The organism is Aeromonas sp. ASNIH1 (assembly GCF_002934285.1).
Taxonomy (GTDB): Bacteria; Pseudomonadota; Gammaproteobacteria; order Enterobacterales; family Aeromonadaceae; genus Aeromonas; species Aeromonas caviae.
Genome location: NZ_CP026228.1, coordinates 2,587,127 through 2,607,335, shown reverse-complemented (window position 1 = coordinate 2,607,335; position 20,209 = coordinate 2,587,127). Strand labels below are relative to the sequence as shown.

The window sequence follows — 20,209 nt, the reverse complement described above, 5'->3', positions numbered from 1 at the left end:
CTATCAGGGTGACTAAAGACAACAGGGGAGCCCGGCTCCCCTGTCTCTTTCCCCGACGTTCAATCAGAGATAGGCAACTTCCAGGATCTCGTACTCCACATCGCCACCCGGCGTCTTGACGATGGCAACGTCATCCACTTCCTTGCCGATCAGGGCGCGGGCAATGGGGGAGTTCACGGAGATCATGTTCTGCTTGATGTCCGCCTCGTCGTCTCCCACGATGCGGTAGACCACTTCCTCTTCCGTTTCACTTTTGAGCAGGGTCACGGTTGCGCCGAAGATGACGCGGCCATTGTTGGCAATCTTGGTGACATCGATAATCTGGGCATTGGAGAGCTTGCCTTCGATTTCCTGAATGCGGCCTTCACAGAAACCCTGCTGCTCGCGGGCGGCATGGTATTCGGCATTTTCTTTCAGATCGCCATGTTCACGGGCATCAGCAATCGCTTCGATAATCTGGGGACGCAGCTCGGTCTTGAGATAATCGAGCTCTTGACGCAGCTTTTCAGCGCCGCGAACAGTCATCGGAGTATGATTCATAGTCGAAACCTGGGTTGCTTTATAAAGAGAAGCTGCGGCAATCAAAAGAGAGCCGCAGCTATCGGTTCGGATGGGGCATCTTAATATGAAGCCGCCACAAAATCCATGTCAGCCCCTGCGAGCGGGATCCCGCTTTGGGCCAGCGTTACTTGGATTCCGAGACGCCAAGCGGAGCCGACACCGTCGGTTTGCCCTGCATGATGGCGATCTCGACACGTCGGTTCATGCGCCGATTCTCCGGGCTGTTGTTGGGCACCAGCGGCTGGGAATCCGCCATCCCTTGCACCACCAGACGATTGCCGTCAAAACCGGGCACCTTGATCATCTGGTGGGCAACCGCCACCGCCCTCTGGGACGAAAGCTCCCAGTTGGACTGGAACAACTCGTCCTCGGTGGCCACATTGTCGGTGTGGCCGGAGACGGTGATCTCCCCCGGCACATCCTTGAGCAGCGCAGCCACCTTGCGGATCACCGGCCAGAACTGGGGTTGCAGGAAGGCGGATCCCGCCGGGAACGCCGCTTTCTCGCGAATGCGAATGATGATCTGCTGACCCAGCGCCTCTATCTCGATGGCCCCATCCTGGATTTGGGCCTGCATCTGCTCCGCCAGAGCCTTGGCTAGAGTGTTGGACTGTTCCTGCGCCTTCTGGGCTTCCTGGGCGGTATCGCCACCGCTCTGCTGGCCTTCGGTCTTGTCATGTCCACCCGCCTTGTCCGCATCCCCAGGCTGGAAATCCAGCTCGGTCTGGGTCATGTCGATGGTCTGCTGCATGATGGTGTCAATAGGCGTCGGCTCGGGGCGACCAGGACGAAACTCCTGGGCGATGACCGAGGTTCCCTTGGGGATATCCTTGACCTCCAGGATGTTCTGTACCCCGAACGCCTTCTCCATGGAGCCGGCGATCTGCTTGAACTTCTGCACATCCATCTCGGCAAAGGAGAGCAAAAGCACGAAGAAGCACATCAGCAGAGACATGAGATCCGCGAAGGTTCCCATGTAACCGGGCAATCCGGGAGGCGGGCACTTGCACTTTGCCATCTGTGCGCTCCTATTCGGTCCCGTTGTTGCGTTTGGACTGATTCAGGTAGTTCTGCAACATGGCCTGGATCACCCTCGGGTTCTGTCCATCCTGGATCCCCATGATGGCGTCGAGGATCAGGGTGCGGCTCAACTGTTCCTCGCCACTGCGCAGTTCCAGCTTGTCAGCGATGGGGATGGCAATCATGTTGGCCTCGATGGCGCCATACAGGGTCGTCAGCAAGGCCACCGCCATGGCCGGCCCGATGGATTTGGGGTCGCTCATGTTGGCCAGCATGGCCACCAACCCCACCAGGGTACCGATCATGCCCATGGCCGGGCCGAGATCCCCCAGGGAGCGGAACACCTTGATGGCTGTGGCGTGACGCTCGGACGTCAGTTCGATGTCCTTCTCCATCACCGCACGCACTACGTCGGCATCATGACCGTCCACCAGCATGTCGATGCCCTTCTTCATGAAGGTATTGGGGATCTCCGCCGCCTCCAGGGCCAGAAAGCCCCCCTTGCGGGCCGCATCCGCCAGTTCCACCGCCTTGGTGATGAGATCGTCGAGCTTGTCCCCCTTGTACATGAAGGCCTTGCCCGCGACCTTGAAGGCCATTAGAAACTGGCCGAGGTTGAACTTCATCATGCAGATGAACACGGACCCCAGTATGGTGATGTAGACCGATGGCATGTCCACATACATGCTCATGGGGCCGCCCAGCAACATGCCGTACACCACGACCCCGAACCCCAGCACTAAGCCTATCAGACTCCCTAAATCCACATCCCTACTCCTGTCGCCGAACGTGCCGTCTCATTATATTGCGTTGAATTTTCTGCTATTGCGCCCCCGGCAGCAAGCCCGGTACACAGCAATCGCCGATCGGCACTGCGTGGTTGCATGCCCGTTCTTATCGGCCATGGTCAGGATAGTTTGAGGACGCCGCGTTTTTCTGCCTCCCCCCTGTGGCCGGTCGATGTTAAGATGAGCCGTTTTTTTCAATCCCCGAGGATGGACATGGCCAGTAAAAAAATCGACCGTCTGAGTTTTGATGCCACCCTGGAAGAGCTGGAAACCATAGTGCATCAACTCGAACAGGGCTCGCTCCCCCTCGAGGAGGCACTCAAACAATTCGAACAGGGCATCCATCTGGTGCGTGCCGGCCAGCAGAAGCTGGAACAGGCCGAACAGAAGATCCAGATCCTCCTGACCCAGGCCGATGGCAGCGAGCAAGCGGTCCCCTTTCGAGCAGAACAAGGAGAGGAGTGAGTGACCCTGGACGATTTCTCCCGCCTGCATCGGCGCCGCATCGACGACTGCCTCTCGGCACAGCTTGACGCCCTGCCCGCCATGGCGCCACGTTTGCGGGACGCGATGAAATACGGCCTGCTGCTCGGTGGAAAACGGGTGCGCCCCTTCCTGGTCTATGCCGTCGGCGAGATGCTGGGCGTCAAGAGCGAACTGCTGGATGGCCCCGCCGCCGCAGTGGAGTGCATTCACGCATACTCCCTCCTGCACGACGACCTGCCCGCCATGGACGACGACGACCTGCGTCGTGGTCAGCCCACCGTACACAAGGCCTTCGATGAAGGCACAGCCATCCTGGCAGGCGATGCCCTGCAGACCCTGGCGTTTTCCATTCTGGCCGACCACCCCATGCCCGATACATTGATGGCCAACCGGGTGCGGATGCTGAGTGCCCTGGCCCGCGCGTCCGGCTATCTCGGCATGTGCGGCGGTCAGGCACTGGATCTGGACGCCGAAGGGCGCCGGATCAGCCTCGCCGAGCTGGAGCAGGTGCACCGCCACAAGACCGGGGCCCTCATCGAGTGCGCCGTGACCCTCGGCGCCCTGTGCAAGGCTGACGTGGAACCCGCCACCCTCACCGCCCTGCAAACCTATGCCGCCGCCATCGGACTCGCCTTCCAGGTGCAGGACGACATCCTCGACATCACGGGCGATACTGCCACCCTGGGCAAGCCGCAAGGCTCGGATCTGGCGCTGGAAAAGAGTACCTATCCGGCCCTGCTCGGACTCGACAATGCCCGTGAGCTGGCTCGCGAACTGCATGACAAGGCCTTAACAGCCCTGCAATCCTTGCCCTACAATACCGACATTCTGGAAGCGTTTGCCGATTACATCATCGAGCGAACCCACTAAACGCTGGATAACAGTAACAATATGAGCGTTGATATTAGCGATTTCCCCAACCTGGCCCTCGCGGACACGCCGGTCGATTTGCGATCCCTCCCCTTCGAGCGGCTGCCCGTGGTGTGCAACGAGCTGCGCGAGTATCTGCTGCGCTCGGTGAGCCGCTCCAGCGGCCACTTCGCCTCCGGCCTTGGCACTGTCGAGCTGACGGTTGCCCTGCACTATGTCTACAACACCCCCTTCGATCGGCTGGTGTGGGACGTGGGCCACCAGGCCTATCCCCACAAGATCCTGACCGGACGACGGGAGCGCATTCACACCATTCGCCAGAAAGATGGCCTGCACCCCTTCCCCTGGCGGGAAGAGAGCGAGTACGACGTGCTCAGCGTGGGCCACTCCAGCACCTCCATCGGGGCGGCGCTCGGCATGGCGGTGGCGGCCGAGAGCGAAGGGCTTGGCCGCAAGGTGGTCGCGGTCATCGGTGATGGCGCCATCACCGCCGGCATGGCCTTCGAGGCCCTCAATCACGCCGGCGACGTCCACAAGGACATGCTGGTGGTGCTCAACGACAACGAGATGTCCATCTCCGAGAACGTGGGGGCCCTGAACAATCACCTCGCTAGGCTGATGTCCGGCAAGCTCTACACCACCATTCGCGAGGGGGGCAAGAAGGTGCTGGCGGGGCTGCCGCCGGTCAAGGAGCTCGCCAAGCGGGCCGAGGAGCACCTCAAGGGCATGGTGGTACCGGGCACCCTGTTCGAGGAGTTCGGCTTCAACTACATCGGCCCCATCGACGGTCACGACATCCATGCCCTGGTCGAAACCCTGCGCAACATGCGCAATCTCAAGGGTCCCCAGCTGCTGCACGTCAAGACCAAGAAGGGCAAGGGCTACGAGCCGGCGGAAAAAGATCCCATTGGCTATCACGCCGTCCCCAAATTCAACCCGGATGACTGTGCCCTGCCCAAGAGCGCCGGTGGCAAACCCACCTTCTCTGCCATCTTCGGTCAGTGGCTGTGCGATATCGCCGCCAAGGACGAGCGCGTGGTCGGCATCACCCCCGCCATGCGCGAAGGTTCCGGTCTGGTGAAATTCAGCCAGCAATATCCGGATCGCTACTTCGACGTGGCCATCGCCGAGCAACATGCGGTCACCTTCGCCGCCGGTCTCGCCATCGCCGACCAGAAACCCGTGGTCGCCATCTATTCGAGCTTCCTGCAGCGGGCCTATGACCAGCTTATCCACGACGTGGCGCTGCAGAACCTGCCGGTGCTCTTCGCCATCGACCGGGCCGGTCTGGTGGGGGCCGACGGCCCGACCCATCAGGGGGCGTTCGACATCAGCTTCCTGCGCACCGTGCCCAACATGGTGGTGATGACCCCATCCGACGAGAACGAGTGCCGCCAGATGCTCTACACCGGCTATCTGTGCAACGGGCCAGCGGCGGTGCGCTACCCCCGTGGCAGCGGCACCGGTATCCAGGCCGAGAGCGAGATGCAGGCCCTGCCCCTCGGCAAAGGACGTGTCGTTCGCGAGGGCAAGGGGACCGCCATCCTGGCGTTCGGCACCCTGCTGCAACAGGCCAGAACGGCCGCCGAGGCGCTGGATGCCACCCTGGTGGACATGCGCTTCGTCAAACCCATGGACGAGGCGCTGGTGCTCTCCCTGGCCGCCTCCCACGATCACTTCGTCACCCTCGAGGACAACGCCATCATGGGCGGTGCAGGCTCTGCGGTGAACGAACTGCTGATGGGCAGCAAGCAGTGCAAACCCGTGCTCAACCTCGGCCTGCCGGATCGCTTCATCGAGCAGGGCACCCAGGATGAGATCTACGCCCTGCTGGGGCTGGACAGCGTGGGCATTCAGACCCGCATCGAGAGCTGGCTGCAGGCCTGACAAGGGTTATCGCAAGCAATAAAAAGGGCGCCTTATGGCGCCTTTTTTGTTATTCACTGTGCCAGACCAACCCTGCTCACGCCCTGTCGCGAGAAGGCCGTCAACAAGGTTACAAGCCGCTCAGGAACCGAGACATACGTGAGCACTCCTTGATTCCACATAAGCGAGCAGCACATGAACCTTGATCACGGCCTCGCAGCCAGTTCGTGGAGAGGTTTATCAGCCCTTGTAGATCTTCGGGTTGAATACATCCCGCAGCCAGTCACCCAGCAGGTTGATCACCAGCACCAGCACCACCAGGCAGAGGCCCGGGAAGGCGGTGATCCACCAGGACCCGGAGAAGATGTAGTTGAAGCCCACGCTGATGAGCGACCCCAGGGACGGTTGATCAACCGGCATCCCCAGACCCAGGAAGGAGAGGGCCGCCTCGCTCATGATGGCGTTCGCCACCTGCACGGTGGAGATGACCAAGATGGGGGACAGGCAGTTCGGCAGAATGTGGCGGAACATGATGCGCGGGGCGCGGAACCCCATCACCTGAGCCGCTTCCACATACTCCTTCTTCTTCTCCGCCAGCACGGAGGCGCGCACCGTCCGGGCATACTGGGGCCACTCGGCGATACCGATGATCACCACCAGCATCAGGATGGCGAACTTCGAGTAGAACTCGGAGCCAAAGGTCGCCTGGAAGATGGCGGAGATGATGATCGCCACCATCATGGTGGAGAACGACAGCTGCACATCGGCAAAGCGCATCAGCAAGTTGTCGATGCGACCACCAAAGTAACCGGCCATCAGACCGATGACGATACCGAGCACCAGCTGCAGCCCCACCGCGAACAGACCAATGGTCAGCGAGATGCGGGCGCCATAGAGGATGGTGCTCCAGATGTCGCGTCCCTGGTTGTCGGTCCCGAGCCAGAAGCGGGCCTCGCCCCCTTCCAGCCAGGAGGGGGGCAGCTCAGCATCCATCAGATCGAAGCTGGTCTGGTCATAGACGTTGTGCGGTGCGATCCAGGGTGCCAGCAGAGCCGCCAGCACGAAGACCACAAACACCGCAAAGCTGAACATGGCTACCTTGTCCCGCAGGAAGTAGTAGACGATGTCGGAATTTTTGAAGCGTGCCCAACGGCTTGGGCTTGCAGTTACAGCATTAGTCATCTGTTACCCCTTGGCGGTCAGGTTGACGGTCGGGTTGATCAACCCGTAGAGCAGGTCGACCAGGGTATTGGTCACCACGAAAATGAGGCCGACGAAGATGACGTAGGCAGTGATCAGCGGCGTATCGACCCGGTGGATCGCCTCAAGGAAGAGGAAGCCGGTCCCCGGCCACTGGAACACGCTTTCGGTCAGGATGGTGTAGGCCACCATGGTCCCGATCTGCACACCGCCCACCGTGATGACCGGCAGCATGGTGTTCTTCAGGGCGTGCTGGTAGTAGACCTTGTTGTTGTCCAGCCCCTTGGCACGGGCAAACTTGACGTACTCGGAGGAGAGCTGCTCCAGCATCTCCGAGCGCACCAGCCGGATGAACAGCGGCAGCATGATGGAGGAGAGGGAGACCGCAGGCAGCACCAGGTGCAGGATACCGTCCCAGGTGAAGAAGCCCGACTCCCAGCCCAGCAGGTTGTAGGTCTCGCCACGGCCATAGGCCGGCAGCCAGCCCAACTGGATGGAGAAGAGGTACATCAGCATGATGGCGGTCAGGAAGACCGGGATCGAGATGCCGATGCTGCTCACCGCCATGATGACCTTGGTGAGGATGCTGCGCGGTCTTATCGCCGAATAAACACCCAGCGGAATGGAGACCACGACGATGATGAGCGCGGCGGCAAACACCAGCTCAAGGGTAGCCACCAGCTTGTCGAGGATAACCTCGAGGGCTGGTCGCTTGAAGAAATAGGAAGTGCCCAGATCCCCGTGTACCGCATTTTTCAAGAAGCGGCTGTATTTCACGAGGAAGGGATCATTGAGTCCCATCTTGTCGCGCAGTTCCTGGCGCACGGACTCGGAGACGGATTGTCCCACCAGCTCGCGCAGCGGATCCCCCAGGTTGTCCTGGATGGAGAAGGCGACCAGGCTGATGACGAACATCACTATCACGGCCTGATAGAACCGTTTCAGCAGGAATGTAAACATGCTTGTCCTTCTACGTGGCCTGTGTCTTGGCACAGGCTTCTGTTAATGGCGGGGCAACCATGGGTGCCCCGCCGGGTCCTTCCTTAAACGCTTCGCTTACTTGTTGACCACCAGGTCACCCAGATAAGGGAAGTTCATCACATTGACCACCGGCTTGATGTCGACGTTCTTCTTGGCACCGTAGGCCAGGTCTTCCCAGTGCAGCGGCACATAGGCAGCGTCGTCGATCAGCATGGCTTCCACCTTCTGCAGGATGGCGGCACGCTTGGCCGGATCAGTCTCGGTGTTGGCTTCCATCACCATCTTGTCAGCTTCCGCGTTGGCATAACCGCCGCAGTTGTACTGACCCATGCCAGTCTTGGCATCCTTGGTGAAGGTCAGGAACTCGAAGAAGTTCGCACTGTCTTCGGTGTCGGAGTGCCAGCCGATCAGCTGCATGTCCGCGGCGCACTTGTCAAACTCCGGCCAGTACTGGGCCACCGGCATGGTCTTCAGATCCACCTTGATGTTGATCTTGGACAGCATGGCGGAGACGGCCTGGGCAATCTTGACGTCGTTGACGTAGCGGGCAGCCGGGGAGATGAAGCTCATCTTGAAGCCCTTCTCGTAACCGGCTTCCTTCATCAGCTCCTTGGCCTTGGCCAGATCATACTGGGGCTTGAGGGCCTCGTTGTAGCCTGCGTAGCCTTTCGGGCTCAGCTGGCCGGCCGGGGTACCGAAGCCCTTGTTGATCTTGTCGACGATGCCCACCTGGTTGATGGCGTAGTTGATCGCCTGACGCACGCGCTTGTCTTTCAGCGCCGGGTTGGTGTTCTGGTTCAGCTCGATGATGATGGCACGGGTACCGGACAGGGTGACCAGCTGGGAATCCTTGCCGTTCTTCACGCGCTCCAGATCGTTCGGGGCAACCGGGTAGATCATGTCCACGTCGCCGCCCAGCAGGGCTGCAACACGGGTGGCGTCTTCCTTGATCGGTACCACGGTCAGGTTTTCGACGTTGCCCTTGGAGGCCTTGTCCCAGTAGTTGGCGTTGCGCACGTATTCCAGCTTCACGCCCTGCTCGCGGAACTTGACGCTGAACGGACCGGTACCGGAGACATTGGTGGAGGCGAAGGAGTCACCGTTCTTCACGATCTCGGCCTTGTCCTTGCCCGCCTCGGTCTTGCCGCTATAGAACTTGGAGTCCATCGGGAAGATGTAGGTGACGGTCTGCAGTACCAGCGGGAACGGCTTGGCGGTGACGAGATCCACGGTGAAATCATCCACCTTCTTGGCTTCGGCGATGGGGTCGAAGATCGCCTTGAAGTCCGGGGAGGCCTTCAGACGGTTGACGGTCCATACCACGTCATCGGCGGTGAAGTCGTTGCCGGAGTGGAACTTCACACCCTTGCGCAGGTGGAAACGGACGGTCTTGTCGTCGATGCGCTCATACTTCTCGGCCAGACGCGGCTCGAACTGCAGATCCTGGGTGTAACGCATCAGGGGGTCGAACACCAGGTGAGACATCTCCAGGGTCTGACCGGAGAGCTGCTCCTGCGGGTCCAGAGAGGTGGCGTCGGACGCGACGGCGACCTTGATGTCGGCAGCAGAAACGTTGAACGCGAGACCAGCGGCGAACAGCGCCATGGCGATCTTGGATAATCCTTTCTTCATGTCTTTCTCCATGCTTTTGGCTTTTTATTGACAGACAAACCGGCGAACCGGTGCTTTCCTAGCTTGCGATTTCCAGCCCCTCGCGGGACATTCCCTTGAATTCCGGCATGAGGGAGATCAGCTTGCGGCTGTACTCATGCTCGGCATTGGTGAACAGTTTCTCGGTCTCGGCCACTTCCACCAGATGACCGTGCTGCATCACACCGATGCGGTCGCACATCTGGCGGATGACCGGCAGATCGTGACTGATGAACAGCATGGTGAGCCCAAGCTCCTGTTGCAAGTCTTTGAGCAGGTTGAGGATCTGGGCCTGCACCGAGACATCCAGCGCCGAGGTGGGCTCGTCGCAGATGAGGAAGCGCGGGCGAGTCGCCAGGGCGCGGGCAATGGAGATGCGCTGGCGCTGACCACCGGAGAACTCGTGGGGATACTTGACCCCGGCGCCGCGGCCCAGGCCCACGTGATCCAGCAGGTCCCCGACGATCTGCTCTATCTGCCGCTCGCTCTCGGCGAGGCGGTGGAAGCGGATCGGCTCGGCGATGATGTCACGCACCTTCATGCGCGGGTTCATCGAAGAGTAGGGATTCTGGAACACCATCTGCATCTGGCGGCGCAGGGGGCGACGCTCGTGCTCCCCTTTCAGGGCGGTGAGATCGATCCCCTCGAAGACAATCTTGCCGGTGTCGGGCGGATAGAGCCCGGTGATGGCACGGGCGATGGTGGACTTGCCGGAGCCCGACTCCCCCACCAGACCGAAAGTCTCACCCTCGAAGATCTCGAAGCTGATGTTGTTGCAGGCGCGCACGTACTGGCGGCGGCTCGGGAAGATGGAATCCTTGGTGACGAACTTCAGATCCACGTTCTCCACCCGCAACAGCGCGCCTTCATAGGTGCGCTCGTCCTGACTCTGGCCGAGCCAGTGGGTCTTGAGATCGATGCTGGTATCCGCCGCACCGGCATCCTCGATATAGGAGACCAGGGGGAAGCGTACCAGCTTGACATCCGAGCGGGGAACCGCCGAGATGAGGCTGCGGGTATAGGGGTGATTGGGGCGGCCCAGCACCTGTTCCGTGGTGCCGAACTCCACCAGATCGCCGCGGTACATCACCGCCACCTTGTCGGTAACGTTGGAGACCACCCCCATGTCATGAGTCACCAGCATGCAGCCGACCTGGCGCTCTTTGCACAGGTTGCGGATGAGCTGGAGGATCTGATCCTGGATGGAGACGTCCAGCGCAGTGGTCGGCTCATCGGCGATGATGAGCTCGGGATCCCCGGAGAGGGCGATGGCGATCACTACCCGCTGGCGCATGCCACCGGAGAACTGGTGAGGATACTGCTTGATGCGCACGTCCGGGTTCGGGATCCCCACCGCCCCCATCAGCTCGAGGGCCTTGGCAAAGGCCGCCTCGCGGGACAGGTCGGTGTTGGCGAGGATGGTCTCCACCAGCTGCTGCTCCACGGTGAACAGCGGGTTGAGGGAGGTCATGGGATCCTGGAAGATGAAACCGATGCGCGAGCCGCGAATGGCCCGCATCTCGTTCTGGCTCTTGCCGGAGATGAGCTCGCCATTGAGGTAGATGTCACCACGGGCGATGCGACCGGGCGGGCTCAACAGATCGATGACGGCGTTGCCGATGGTGGATTTGCCAGCGCCGGACTCACCGACGACGCCGACGATCTCGCCCTTTTCAACAGAAAAAGAGAGATCCTTGACCGCGGCAAGCACCCCGTAGCGGGAGGGGTACTCGATCCGCAAGTTTTTGACTTCAAGCAAGGACATGGTTACCTCTGCGGGGGACATCCGTCCCAAATAATTCGTCCGTAAATCAGCCGCAGATGCTGGTTGTGCCTTGGTACTGCTCGAGAGCCGTTGTTGTGTAATTAACGCTCAATCCATGAGGCAGCCAAACCAGCGATCCGGGCGGGTTTTTTGCATTTTTTTGGAATAACCCGCGAGTAAGTTAGTCGGTTTGCCCGCAGGTGTAAATGATCCAGTTATACAATTTCGCAATACTTTGCCCAGAGAATGCCGACACCCTGGGGTTAAAATGTCGATAAAAGTCACATTACCAGAGATTACGCTGGCAATGCGAGACCATCAACCAATTATGTTTCAACAAAATAGCAACAAACCATCTTATTCACTATCAGCATTATGCTGACCAGCTTCGAATGAGTAGTGAATATTTATGTGAAATGATTTTTTGACGGCAGCATATCCGGAGTAAGGAAAAATAGGCAGAGCTAAATAGGGACAATGCAGAAGGATCAACCTGGGCCACAGGCCGCCGGCACGGCAAGCCGGGAGGGATTGCATACAAAAAAACGCAGGCCCCTCAGGGCCTGCGTGTGCGGTATATCCGACCTCTTTGCAAGTGGAGAGGAGTGAAAAAACAGCGAGAGGGCGTTCGGGAGCCGCCTCCCCTCACCAGTGGGCAAGCAGTTGCATGCAGGCCAGGGCGAACAGGCCGGCGATGAGATCGTCCAGCATGATGCCAAGCCCGCCGTGAATGCGGCGATCGAACCAGGAGATGGGCCAGGGCTTGAGCACGTCGAACAGGCGAAACAGCACGAAGCCCGCCAGCACCCACTCCCAGCCGGCCGGGGCCGCAATCATGGTGACCCCGAATCCGATGACCTCGTCCCAGACGATAGCCCCGTGATCCGGCATCCCGATGGCGTCGGTGGCGCTCTGGCAGATGCGGATGCCCGCCACGAAACCCACCACCAGCAGGGCGATGAACCAGGAGGTCGGCAGCCCGCTCACCAAGAGATAGAGCGGGATGGCTGCCAGGGTCCCCATGGTGCCCGGCGCCTTGGGGGAGAGGCCGGAGCCAAAGCCCACCGCCAGGAAGTGGAGCGGGTTTTTAAGGTTCAGCCGCGTCAGTTCGGGCTTTATCTTGAAAGACATCATGCGAAGTGATCCCAGCCCTTGAGGTGCAGTTCGACGGGTTGTTCGTCCTGCAGGTAGTCGATGCCAGGCTCCCCGGCCAGGATGCGACCGATGCGGGTGAACTTCACGCCACAATTGGCCAGTGCCGTGTCCAGGGCACCGTGATGCTCCTGGGGCACGGTGAAGCAGAGCTCGTAGTCGTCGCCCCCGGCCAGGGCCAGTTGCCAGGCATCCATGGCCGGCACCGCATCCTGCAACACGGGGGAGAGGGGCAGCAGATTGAGATCGATCTGGGCCCGCACACCGGACGCCTTGAGGATGTGGCCGAGATCGGACGCCAGGCCGTCTGAGAGATCCAGGGCGCTGCTTGCCAGCCCGCGCAGGGCCTGACCGGCCAGGATGCGGGGATGGGGATGGTCGAGGCGCGGCAACACGGCCGCCAGCTGGTTCTCGTTGAGGGTGCGCTTGCCCAGCAGGTGGGAGAGCGCCAGGGCGGCATCTCCCAGGGTACCGGTCACGTAGACCCCGTCACCGGCCTTGGCGCCGCTGCGCATCAGGGCGCGACCTGCCGGGACCGATCCTTTCACCGAGACGGTGATGGAGAGGGGCCCGCGGGTCATGTCTCCCCCCACCAGCGCCACGTTGTAGTACTCGGCGAGCTCGAGGAACCCTTCGGCGAAACCGGCGACCCAGCGCTCGTTGATGGCGGGCAGGGTCAGGGCCAGGGAGACCCAGCGCGGCTCGGCACCCATGGCGGCCAGATCGGAGAGATTGACCGCCAGCGCCTTGTAGCCGAGATCAACCGGATCCATGTCGGGGAAGAAGTGCACGCCGCTCACCAGGGTGTCCGTGCTCACCGCCAACTGGGCGTCGGGGGGCAGGGTCAGCAGGGCACAGTCATCTCCAGGGCCCATCACCACGTCCTTGCGGGCGTGGGGGACCTTGAAGTACTTCTCAATCAGCTCAAATTCACCCATACAGTAAAAAGCCAGCAATAAGCTGGCTCCTCTCTTAATTGCTGACGGACAGCAGGATCAGCGCTTGGGCAGCGTCTTGATCACCTTGTCCAGGACGCCGTTGACAAACTTGTGGCTGTCATCGGCGGCGAAGGCTTTGGCCAGCTCGATCGCTTCGTTGATCACCACGCGCGGCGGCACATCTTCACGACGGGTCAGCTCGTAGGTCGCCAGACGCAGGATCGCCTTGTCCACCATGTCCACTTCTTCCAGCGGACGGGAGAGGAAAGGCGCGAACACCTTGTCCAGCTCGTTGCAGTGGACCGCAACCCCGAACAGCAGATCGCGGAAATAGTTCAGGTCCACACCCTTGGTGTCCTGATCGATCTTGAACTGCTCTTCGATGTCGCCCACGTTGGCCTGGGTCATCTGCCACTGGTAGATGGCCTGGGTGGCGCAATGGCGGGCCTTACGGCGCTCGGACGGTTTCAATGCATTTCTCCTCGTTACACGTCCAGTTGTTTCAGGACGTTGATCATTTCGAGCGCGCTCAGTGCAGCCTCTGCACCCTTGTTACCCGCCTTGGTACCGGCGCGTTCGATGGCTTGTTCAATGTTTTCGGTGGTCAGCACGCCGAAGGCAACGGGAATGTCGTATTCCATCATTACCTGGGCCAGACCCTTGCCGTTCTCGCTCGCTACCAGTTCGAAGTGGTAGGTACCGCCGCGGATGACGGTGCCGAGTGCGACGATGGCGTCGTATTGACCGCTCTTGGCCAGCTTCTTGGCCGCCAGGGGAATTTCGACGGCCCCCGGTACGCGCACCAGGGTCAGATTGCTCTCCTGGACCTGACCTTGACGCTTCAGCACGTCCAGCGCGCCGTTCACCAGGCTGTCATTGATGAAGCTGTTGAAACGGGCAACGACAATAGCAACACGCGCCTCGGGAGCGGCGATATTTCCTTCGATAATCTTCATTGGAAATCCTGTCTCTGTGCAATCAATTAGGGGCCGGGCTCAAAAGTGCACGCATTCTAGCACAACAGAGCCGCGACAAAAAACCATGGCCGCAACGGGCGGCCATGGTGATGAATTCAACCATACGCAGCGCTTACTCGCCGACGTACTCCACCACTTCCAGACCAAAGCCACCGAGGGCATGGTACTTCTTGGGAGAGCTCAACAGGCGCATCTTGCCGACCCCCAGCGCCTTGAGGATCTGGGAGCCGACGCCGACCCGGCGCGAGGTGCCCTGCCACTTGGCCCCTTCCGGTGCCAGCCCCTTGTCGGCGGCTTCAAAACCCTTGACCCTGGCCAGCAGCTCGGCGCCATGGGCTTCCGCCCCCAGGATCACCAGCACCCCGCCCTCGTCGGCGATGCGGGCCATGGATTTGGGCAGCGGCCAGCTGCGGGCGCTGTGGCGGTCGGTGAGCAGCAGATCGCTCAGCACGTCGTGCAGGTGCACCCGTACCAGGGTCGGCTGGTCGGCCTTCACGTCCCCTTTCTTCAGGGCGAAGTGCACCTGGTTGTCGATGGTGTCGCGGAAGGTGACGAGGTCGAACTCGCCGTATTCGGTGGGCAACTTGCACTCGGCCACCTTCTCTACCGTGGTCTCGTGCTGGTTGCGGTATTCGATAAGGTCGGCAATGGTGCCGAGCTTGATGCCGTGCTGCTCGGCGAAGATCTCGAGATCCGGGCGCCGGGCCATGGTGCCGTCTTCGTTGAGGATCTCGACGATGACGGAGGCTGGCTCGAAGCCGGCCAGCCGGGCCAGATCGCAGCCCGCTTCGGTGTGGCCGGCGCGGGTCAGCACACCGCCATCCTGCGCCATCAGCGGGAAGATGTGGCCGGGCTGCACCAGATCGGCGGCCTTGGCATGGGGCGCCACCGCGGCCTGCACGGTGACGGCGCGGTCGGCGGCGGAGATGCCGGTGGTCACCCCTTCCGCCGCCTCGATGGAGACGGTGAAAGCGGTGGAGAACTGGGCATTGTTGCGATCGACCATCAGCGGCAGCGCCAGCTGCTTGCAGCGATCCCGGGTCAGGGTCAGGCAGATGAGGCCACGACCGTAGCGCGCCATGAAGTTGATGTCTTCCGGGCGGACACAGGAGGCGGCCATGATCAGGTCCCCTTCGTTCTCCCTGTCTTCGTCATCCATCAGGATCACCATCTTGCCAGCCTTGATATCGGCAATGATTTCCTGGGTCGTGCTCAGCGCCATGGGCTACTCCATCAACATGCTTGGGGATTGAGCCAGTCGGCTCGACTTGATACTGCGTATTGTGCTCTAGATGGGGGCACGCGGCCCCGTTTCAATCCGCGCGGGATCACAGAACCGCGTTTTCCCGTCAAAACGGCTCACAAGAATCCGGACTGGGCCAGCTTCTCCAGGGTCAGGGTAGAGGCACTGCTCTCCTCGCGCTTGCCCGTCATCAGCCGCTCCAGATAGCGGGCTATCTGGTCCACCTCGAGGTTGACCCGGTAGCCGGGTTTCCAGCGGGCGATGGTGGTCTCCTGGGCGGTGTGGGGCACGATGGTCAGCCGGAACAGATCCCCCTGAACCGCATTGACGGTGAGGCTGATGCCATCCACCGCAATCGACCCCTTCTCGGCGATGTAGCGGGAGAGCTCCCCCGGCGCCTTGATCCAGTATTCGATGGCGCGGCCGCTGGACGATTTGCTCTTCACCTCGCCGATACCGTCCACGTGGCCAGAGACCAGGTGGCCGCCGAGGCGGGAGGTGGGCATCAGCGCCTTCTCGAGGTTGACCGGATCCCCCACCTTGGCGGCAGAAAAACCGGTGCGGGAGAGGGTCTCCAGGGAGACGTCGGCGGTATAGCTGTGATCCCCGAGCGCCACCACGGTGAGGCAGACGCCGTTGGTGGCGATGGAGTCGCCCAGCTTGACGTCACTGAAGTCCAGGGTAGGCGCGTGCACGGTGAGGGCCATGTCCTCCCCCTGGCGACGCAGCTCGGCCAGGGTTCCCACCGCTTCGATAATTCCGGTAAACATGCAGATCACCTTGCTGATGACGGGGGCGACGGATGCCCCCGTGAACATTGAAAAATCAGGCTATTTTCGCAGTGATGCGAATATCCTGGCCAAGCATGCGCACATCCTTGAGGTTGAGTTTGGGGGCCTGGAACAGCCGGGTCAGCCCCGGCAGATGGAACAGGCCACGTCCCTCATCCCCCATCAGTTTGGGCGCCTGATAGAGCACCAGCTCGTCCACCAGCCCCTTCTCCAGCAGGGCGCCGCATAGCCGTGGCCCCGCCTCCACCAGTACCGAGTTGACGTTCTGTTTGGCCAGCAGCATGAAGAGGCTGACCAGATCCAGCTTGCCATCCAGCAGCGGCACCTCCAGCTGCTGCACCCAGGCGGGCCACTCACCGGATGCCTTGTGGCGGGCCAGCAGTACCGGGCTCTCGCTCTGGAACAGGGGCAGATCCGGGGTGAGCCGGTTTTGCGAATCCACGATGACCCGCAGTGGCTGGCGCAGGGTCTCTTTGGGATAGACCGCCTTGACCGAGGGGGGCAGCTCGTCCCAGCGCACGGTGAGGGAGGCGCCATCCGCCAGCACGGTTTCGGCGCTGGAGAGGACCGCATCGTGACGGGCCCGCAGCCGCTGCACGTCCCGGCGCGCCTCCGGAGAGGTGATCCACTGGCTCTCGCCACTCGCCATGGCGGTGCGACCATCCAGGCTCGCCCCCAGCTTGACCGTCACCAGCGGAAACGCGGTGCGCATCCGCTTGAAGAAACCGGGATTGAGGGCCTCGGCTTCCGCGGCCAGCAGGCCGAAATCGGTCTTGATCCCCGCCTCGGAGAGCATCCGCAGGCCGCGCCCGCCCACCTGGGGATTGGGATCCACCATGGCAGCCACCACCCGGGTCACCCCGGCCTTGATGAGCGCCTCGGCGCAGGGGGGCGTGCGACCATGATGGGAGCAGGGCTCCAGGGTCACATAGGCGGTGGCACCGCGGGCCTCTTCCCCTGCCGCGTGCAGGGCATAGACCTCGGCATGGGGCTCACCGGCCCGCTTGTGCCAGCCCTCCCCCACCACCACGCCGGCCTTCACCAGCACGGCGCCGACGCAGGGGTTGGGAGCCGTGGTGTAACGGCCGCGCCGGGCCAGTTCGAGGGCCCGGCTCATCCATTGGTAATCGTCTTGACTAAACATCCGGGCTCCTGTGTCCAGCAACCTGTCCCCGGTGGCACGGCCATCCGATGGGACAAGAAAATAGGGTGTACGCGCTTGCCGCACGCCTTCTCGGGCAGATCGGCCATGGCATCTGACGCCATGGCGACGGGCACACACATCGCAGGATGCGGCCGCACGCCCTCATACTTTTTCACCAGTGCAACGATGCGCTGTCTAGATGTCTCACTGATGTAACAACTGGCGCTGCCGCAACGGCAGCCCCTCTCTGATTCACATAGGGAGCGACAGGCCGGCGTTACTTCTCCAGCTTGGCGATCTCTTCCCCGAATTCGCGAATGTCTTCAAAGCTGCGGTAGACGGAGGCAAAGCGGATGTAGGCCACCTTGTCCAGGCTCTTGAGCTCATCCATCACCAGATTGCCCACTAATTGGGAGGCGACTTCACGCTCGCCGGTGGCCCGCAGGCGGGACTTGATGTGGTTGACCGCCTTCTCGATGGCCTCCATGCTCACCGGCCGCTTCTCCAGCGCCCGCAGAATGCCGGCCCGCAGTTTGTCTTCGTTGAAGGGCTCGCGGGAGCCGTTGGACTTGATGACGCGGGGCATGACCAGTTCGGCCATTTCGAAGGTAGTAAAACGCTCGTGACAGAGCAGGCATTCGCGACGGCGGCGCACCTGATGGCCCTCGGCCACCAGACGGGAATCGATCACCTTGGTATCAACGGCACTACAGAAGGGGCAATGCATCTGACCTCCGGCGTGGATGAAAATGGGCGCGGGCCCCGGGGGCTGGCGCTAGGCCGGCCAGTGTAACACGGCCATCCAGAGCCGGTAAAAGCCCATGAAAACAAGGGACAACCTGCCAGGCCTTCGGGCAGGACTCAGTCGTCATAGGGCAACGCCTCGGGGTCGCAATCCTGGTAATCGGGGGCAGGATCCGCCGCGAACCGGCGAGCAGCCACATGGCTGTGGCCCAGCATCAGCGCCTTGCCCACCCGGTGCATGCCATCCATCACCCGACCGGCGCTGTCGAGCAGGATGGGATAGGCGAGATCCGCCGCCATCATGAGCTGGCAATGCGCCACCACGCTGCGCACCGTGGGCGTGGCGTCGCCATGGCCGTACCAGTGGTCGCGGTCAAGCTCGGCAATCTCGCCGAGTGCCACCGCCTGCACCGGCAGGTTGCGGCTCAGCCGGATCAAGCGGCGCACATCCCAGGCCAGCAGCCCCTGTTCGCTGGCGCGAAAGTGGTACTGGGCGCGAACCGTCTGCCGCAGTGACGCCTCCAGCGCGTCCTCTTCCATGTCATCGCACATGGTCACCTCTGTCTCATCTTGCCAGGCGCTGCAAAAAACAATGCCACCCGAGGGTGGCATTGGTCTTCAACCTGAAGGTCAGGCTGATTATGCGTAGACCGGGAAACGGCGGCAGATGTCCAGCACCTTCTCGCGCACGGTCGCCAGCACTTCTTCGTTGTCGTGGCTGTCCAGCACGTCACAGATCCAGTTGGCCAACTGGATGGACTCGGCTTCCTTGAAGCCGCGGCGGGTGATGGCCGGGGTGCCGATACGCACGCCGGAGGTCACGAACGGGGAACGCGGGTCGTTCGGTACGGAGTTCTTGTTGACGGTGATGTTGGCCTTGCCGAGGGCTGCGTCGGCATCTTTGCCGGTCAGCTCGCGACCGATCAGGTCAACCAGCATCAGATGGTTGTCGGTACCGCCGGAGACGATCTTGTAGCCGCGCTCGATAAAGGTCGCCGCCATGGCCTTGGCGTTCTTCACGACCTGGGCCTGGTAGGTCTTGAACTCGGGCTCCAGCGCTTCCTTGAAGGCCACTGCCTTGCCGGCGATGACGTGCATCAGCGGGCCGCCCTGACCACCCGGGAAGACGGCGGAGTTCAGCTTCTTGTACAGATCTTCGTCGTCGGCGGCGGAGAGGATCAGACCACCGCGCGGACCGGCCAGGGTCTTGTGGGTGGTGGAGGTGACCACGTGAGCGTGGGGCACCGGGTTCGGGTAGACGCCGGCGGCAATCAGACCGGCCACGTGGGCCATGTCCACGAACAGGTAAGCACCGATCTTGTCGGCGATTTCGCGCATGCGGGCCCAGTCGACGATGCCGGAGTAGGCGGAGAAGCCGCCGATCATCATCTTCGGCTTGTGCTCAACGGCCAGGCGCTCCATCTCGTCGTAGTCGATCTTGCCGGACTCGTCGATGCCGTAGGGGATGATGTTGTACAGCTTGCCGGAGAAGTTGACGGGGGAGCCGTGGGTCAGGTGACCGCCGTGGGCCAGGTTCATGCCGAGCACGGTGTCGCCCGGTTGCAGCAGGGCCATGTAGACGGCGCTGTTGGCCTGGGAGCCGGAGTGCGGCTGCACGTTGGCGTAGGTGGCACCGAACAGCTCTTTGGCGCGCTCGATGGCCAGGGTTTCAACCACATCCACATACTCGCAACCGCCGTAGTAACGCTTGGCCGGGTAGCCTTCGGCGTACTTGTTGGTCAACTGGGAGCCCTGGGCTTCCATGACGCGGGGGCTGGTGTAGTTCTCGGACGCAATCAGCTCGATGTGCTCTTCCTGACGACGGGTCTCGTCTGTGATGGCCTGCCACAGCTCTGGATCATAGCCGGCGATGGTCATGTCACGTTTCAACATCCGTTTATCTCCTGAAAATCGTTTGCGCGATAGGTGAAGTGGGCCCGCGCATTGTAACGTGAGCTGGATCAAAGAGACAGTCCAACCACCCAAAAAATTGTTTATAAAATGTAAAATACGTCGCAAATTTCGAATCCCGC

General features: G+C 61.5%; 20 protein-coding genes. 3 read left to right on the top strand and 17 right to left on the bottom strand.

Annotation, left to right across the window (positions count from 1 at the left end; genetic code table 11):
• Positions 1–63: 63 nt before the first annotated feature.
• The 3 genes from greA to pomA form a co-directional block, all read right to left on the bottom strand.
• On the bottom strand, positions 64–540 hold the full coding sequence (greA, locus tag C2U37_RS12730; RefSeq protein WP_010675378.1) for a transcription elongation factor GreA: 477 nt from the start codon (positions 538–540) through the stop codon (positions 64–66).
• A 145-nt stretch (positions 541–685) separates the two neighbouring features.
• Positions 686–1,579 carry a flagellar motor protein MotB gene (locus tag C2U37_RS12725; protein WP_042878323.1) on the bottom strand — a complete coding sequence of 298 codons (894 nt, stop codon included), beginning with the start codon at positions 1,577–1,579 and terminating at the stop codon, positions 686–688.
• Between the two features lie 10 nt (positions 1,580–1,589).
• Positions 1,590–2,348: a flagellar motor protein PomA gene (gene pomA / locus C2U37_RS12720; protein ID WP_029314770.1), complete on the bottom strand. Its 759-nt coding sequence runs from the start codon at positions 2,346–2,348 to the stop codon at positions 1,590–1,592.
• Positions 2,349–2,582: 234 nt separating this feature from the next.
• Between pomA and xseB the strand changes: the two genes are divergently transcribed.
• The 3 genes from xseB to dxs are packed head-to-tail and all read left to right on the top strand — an operon-like array spanning position 2,583 to position 5,612.
• Entirely contained in the window at positions 2,583–2,834 is a 252-nt protein-coding gene (xseB, locus tag C2U37_RS12715; protein ID WP_010675381.1) for an exodeoxyribonuclease VII small subunit, read from the top strand.
• Complete coding sequence (ispA, locus tag C2U37_RS12710) at positions 2,835–3,725, top strand: (2E,6E)-farnesyl diphosphate synthase (RefSeq protein ID WP_041215676.1); 891 nt, start codon at positions 2,835–2,837, stop codon at positions 3,723–3,725.
• 21 nt (positions 3,726–3,746) lie between these two features.
• Positions 3,747–5,612, top strand: coding sequence for a 1-deoxy-D-xylulose-5-phosphate synthase (gene dxs, locus C2U37_RS12705; protein ID WP_104452432.1), 1,866 nt, complete (start codon positions 3,747–3,749; stop codon positions 5,610–5,612).
• Positions 5,613–5,831: 219 nt separating this feature from the next.
• Here dxs and C2U37_RS12700 read toward each other — a convergent pair whose 3' ends face one another.
• The 14 genes from C2U37_RS12700 to glyA form a co-directional block, all read right to left on the bottom strand.
• Positions 5,832–6,773, bottom strand: a complete 942-nt coding sequence (locus C2U37_RS12700) for an ABC transporter permease (RefSeq protein WP_029314771.1) — start codon at positions 6,771–6,773, stop codon at positions 5,832–5,834.
• Positions 6,774–6,776: 3 nt separating this feature from the next.
• The gene (locus C2U37_RS12695; protein ID WP_039040297.1) at positions 6,777–7,751 is read right to left on the bottom strand and encodes an ABC transporter permease; all 975 of its coding nucleotides are present in this window, start codon (positions 7,749–7,751) and stop codon (positions 6,777–6,779) included.
• Positions 7,752–7,847: 96 nt separating this feature from the next.
• Positions 7,848–9,404, bottom strand: a complete 1,557-nt coding sequence (locus C2U37_RS12690; RefSeq protein ID WP_010675386.1) for an ABC transporter substrate-binding protein — start codon at positions 9,402–9,404, stop codon at positions 7,848–7,850.
• Between the two features lie 58 nt (positions 9,405–9,462).
• A complete protein-coding gene (locus C2U37_RS12685) occupies positions 9,463–11,187 on the bottom strand; it encodes a dipeptide ABC transporter ATP-binding protein (protein ID WP_010675387.1) in 1,725 nt (574 codons plus the stop codon).
• Positions 11,188–11,832: 645 nt separating this feature from the next.
• Entirely contained in the window at positions 11,833–12,321 is a 489-nt protein-coding gene (locus C2U37_RS12680; protein ID WP_010675388.1) for a phosphatidylglycerophosphatase A family protein, read from the bottom strand.
• Positions 12,318–13,277 carry a thiamine-phosphate kinase gene (gene thiL / locus C2U37_RS12675; protein WP_039040298.1) on the bottom strand — a complete coding sequence of 320 codons (960 nt, stop codon included), beginning with the start codon at positions 13,275–13,277 and terminating at the stop codon, positions 12,318–12,320. The genes C2U37_RS12680 and thiL overlap by 4 nt, the downstream gene beginning before the upstream one ends.
• A gap of 57 nt (positions 13,278–13,334) precedes the next feature.
• Positions 13,335–13,748, bottom strand: a complete 414-nt coding sequence (nusB, locus tag C2U37_RS12670; protein WP_010675390.1) for a transcription antitermination factor NusB — start codon at positions 13,746–13,748, stop codon at positions 13,335–13,337.
• A 14-nt stretch (positions 13,749–13,762) separates the two neighbouring features.
• Complete coding sequence (gene ribH, locus C2U37_RS12665) at positions 13,763–14,233, bottom strand: 6,7-dimethyl-8-ribityllumazine synthase (RefSeq protein WP_010675391.1); 471 nt, start codon at positions 14,231–14,233, stop codon at positions 13,763–13,765.
• A 133-nt stretch (positions 14,234–14,366) separates the two neighbouring features.
• Positions 14,367–15,476, bottom strand: a complete 1,110-nt coding sequence (ribBA, locus tag C2U37_RS12660) for a bifunctional 3,4-dihydroxy-2-butanone-4-phosphate synthase/GTP cyclohydrolase II (protein WP_039040299.1) — start codon at positions 15,474–15,476, stop codon at positions 14,367–14,369.
• A gap of 137 nt (positions 15,477–15,613) precedes the next feature.
• Positions 15,614–16,267 carry a riboflavin synthase gene (locus C2U37_RS12655; RefSeq protein ID WP_039040359.1) on the bottom strand — a complete coding sequence of 218 codons (654 nt, stop codon included), beginning with the start codon at positions 16,265–16,267 and terminating at the stop codon, positions 15,614–15,616.
• 55 nt (positions 16,268–16,322) lie between these two features.
• Complete coding sequence (gene ribD / locus C2U37_RS12650; protein WP_039040300.1) at positions 16,323–17,432, bottom strand: bifunctional diaminohydroxyphosphoribosylaminopyrimidine deaminase/5-amino-6-(5-phosphoribosylamino)uracil reductase RibD; 1,110 nt, start codon at positions 17,430–17,432, stop codon at positions 16,323–16,325.
• A 277-nt stretch (positions 17,433–17,709) separates the two neighbouring features.
• Positions 17,710–18,159: a transcriptional regulator NrdR gene (gene nrdR / locus C2U37_RS12645; protein ID WP_010675395.1), complete on the bottom strand. Its 450-nt coding sequence runs from the start codon at positions 18,157–18,159 to the stop codon at positions 17,710–17,712.
• Between the two features lie 134 nt (positions 18,160–18,293).
• The gene (locus tag C2U37_RS12640) at positions 18,294–18,728 is read right to left on the bottom strand and encodes a hypothetical protein (protein ID WP_180344902.1); all 435 of its coding nucleotides are present in this window, start codon (positions 18,726–18,728) and stop codon (positions 18,294–18,296) included.
• 87 nt (positions 18,729–18,815) lie between these two features.
• Positions 18,816–20,069: a serine hydroxymethyltransferase gene (glyA, locus tag C2U37_RS12635; protein WP_010675397.1), complete on the bottom strand. Its 1,254-nt coding sequence runs from the start codon at positions 20,067–20,069 to the stop codon at positions 18,816–18,818.
• Between the last annotated feature and the right edge of the window lie 140 nt (positions 20,070–20,209).

Excerpts from the sequence above, each read along its gene's own strand:
- C2U37_RS12640 (WP_180344902.1), bottom strand. The coding sequence starts at position 18,728 with ATGTGCGATGACATGGAAGAGGACGCGCTGGAGGCGTCACTGCGGCAG.
- ribD (WP_039040300.1), bottom strand. The coding sequence starts at position 17,432 with ATGTTTAGTCAAGACGATTACCAATGGATGAGCCGGGCCCTCGAACTG.
- xseB (WP_010675381.1), top strand. The coding sequence starts at position 2,583 with ATGGCCAGTAAAAAAATCGACCGTCTGAGTTTTGATGCCACCCTGGAA.
- glyA (WP_010675397.1), bottom strand. The coding sequence starts at position 20,069 with ATGTTGAAACGTGACATGACCATCGCCGGCTATGATCCAGAGCTGTGG.
- dxs (WP_104452432.1), top strand. The coding sequence starts at position 3,747 with ATGAGCGTTGATATTAGCGATTTCCCCAACCTGGCCCTCGCGGACACG.
- C2U37_RS12695 (WP_039040297.1), bottom strand. The coding sequence starts at position 7,751 with ATGTTTACATTCCTGCTGAAACGGTTCTATCAGGCCGTGATAGTGATG.
- nrdR (WP_010675395.1), bottom strand. The coding sequence starts at position 18,159 with ATGCATTGCCCCTTCTGTAGTGCCGTTGATACCAAGGTGATCGATTCC.
- greA (WP_010675378.1), bottom strand. The coding sequence starts at position 540 with ATGAATCATACTCCGATGACTGTTCGCGGCGCTGAAAAGCTGCGTCAA.
- C2U37_RS12725 (WP_042878323.1), bottom strand. The coding sequence starts at position 1,579 with ATGGCAAAGTGCAAGTGCCCGCCTCCCGGATTGCCCGGTTACATGGGA.
- thiL (WP_039040298.1), bottom strand. The coding sequence starts at position 13,277 with ATGGGTGAATTTGAGCTGATTGAGAAGTACTTCAAGGTCCCCCACGCC.
- C2U37_RS12655 (WP_039040359.1), bottom strand. The coding sequence starts at position 16,267 with ATGTTTACCGGAATTATCGAAGCGGTGGGAACCCTGGCCGAGCTGCGT.
- C2U37_RS12690 (WP_010675386.1), bottom strand. The coding sequence starts at position 9,404 with ATGAAGAAAGGATTATCCAAGATCGCCATGGCGCTGTTCGCCGCTGGT.
- C2U37_RS12685 (WP_010675387.1), bottom strand. The coding sequence starts at position 11,187 with ATGTCCTTGCTTGAAGTCAAAAACTTGCGGATCGAGTACCCCTCCCGC.
- ribH (WP_010675391.1), bottom strand. The coding sequence starts at position 14,233 with ATGAAGATTATCGAAGGAAATATCGCCGCTCCCGAGGCGCGTGTTGCT.
- C2U37_RS12700 (WP_029314771.1), bottom strand. The coding sequence starts at position 6,773 with ATGACTAATGCTGTAACTGCAAGCCCAAGCCGTTGGGCACGCTTCAAA.
- ribBA (WP_039040299.1), bottom strand. The coding sequence starts at position 15,476 with ATGGCGCTGAGCACGACCCAGGAAATCATTGCCGATATCAAGGCTGGC.
- C2U37_RS12680 (WP_010675388.1), bottom strand. The coding sequence starts at position 12,321 with ATGATGTCTTTCAAGATAAAGCCCGAACTGACGCGGCTGAACCTTAAA.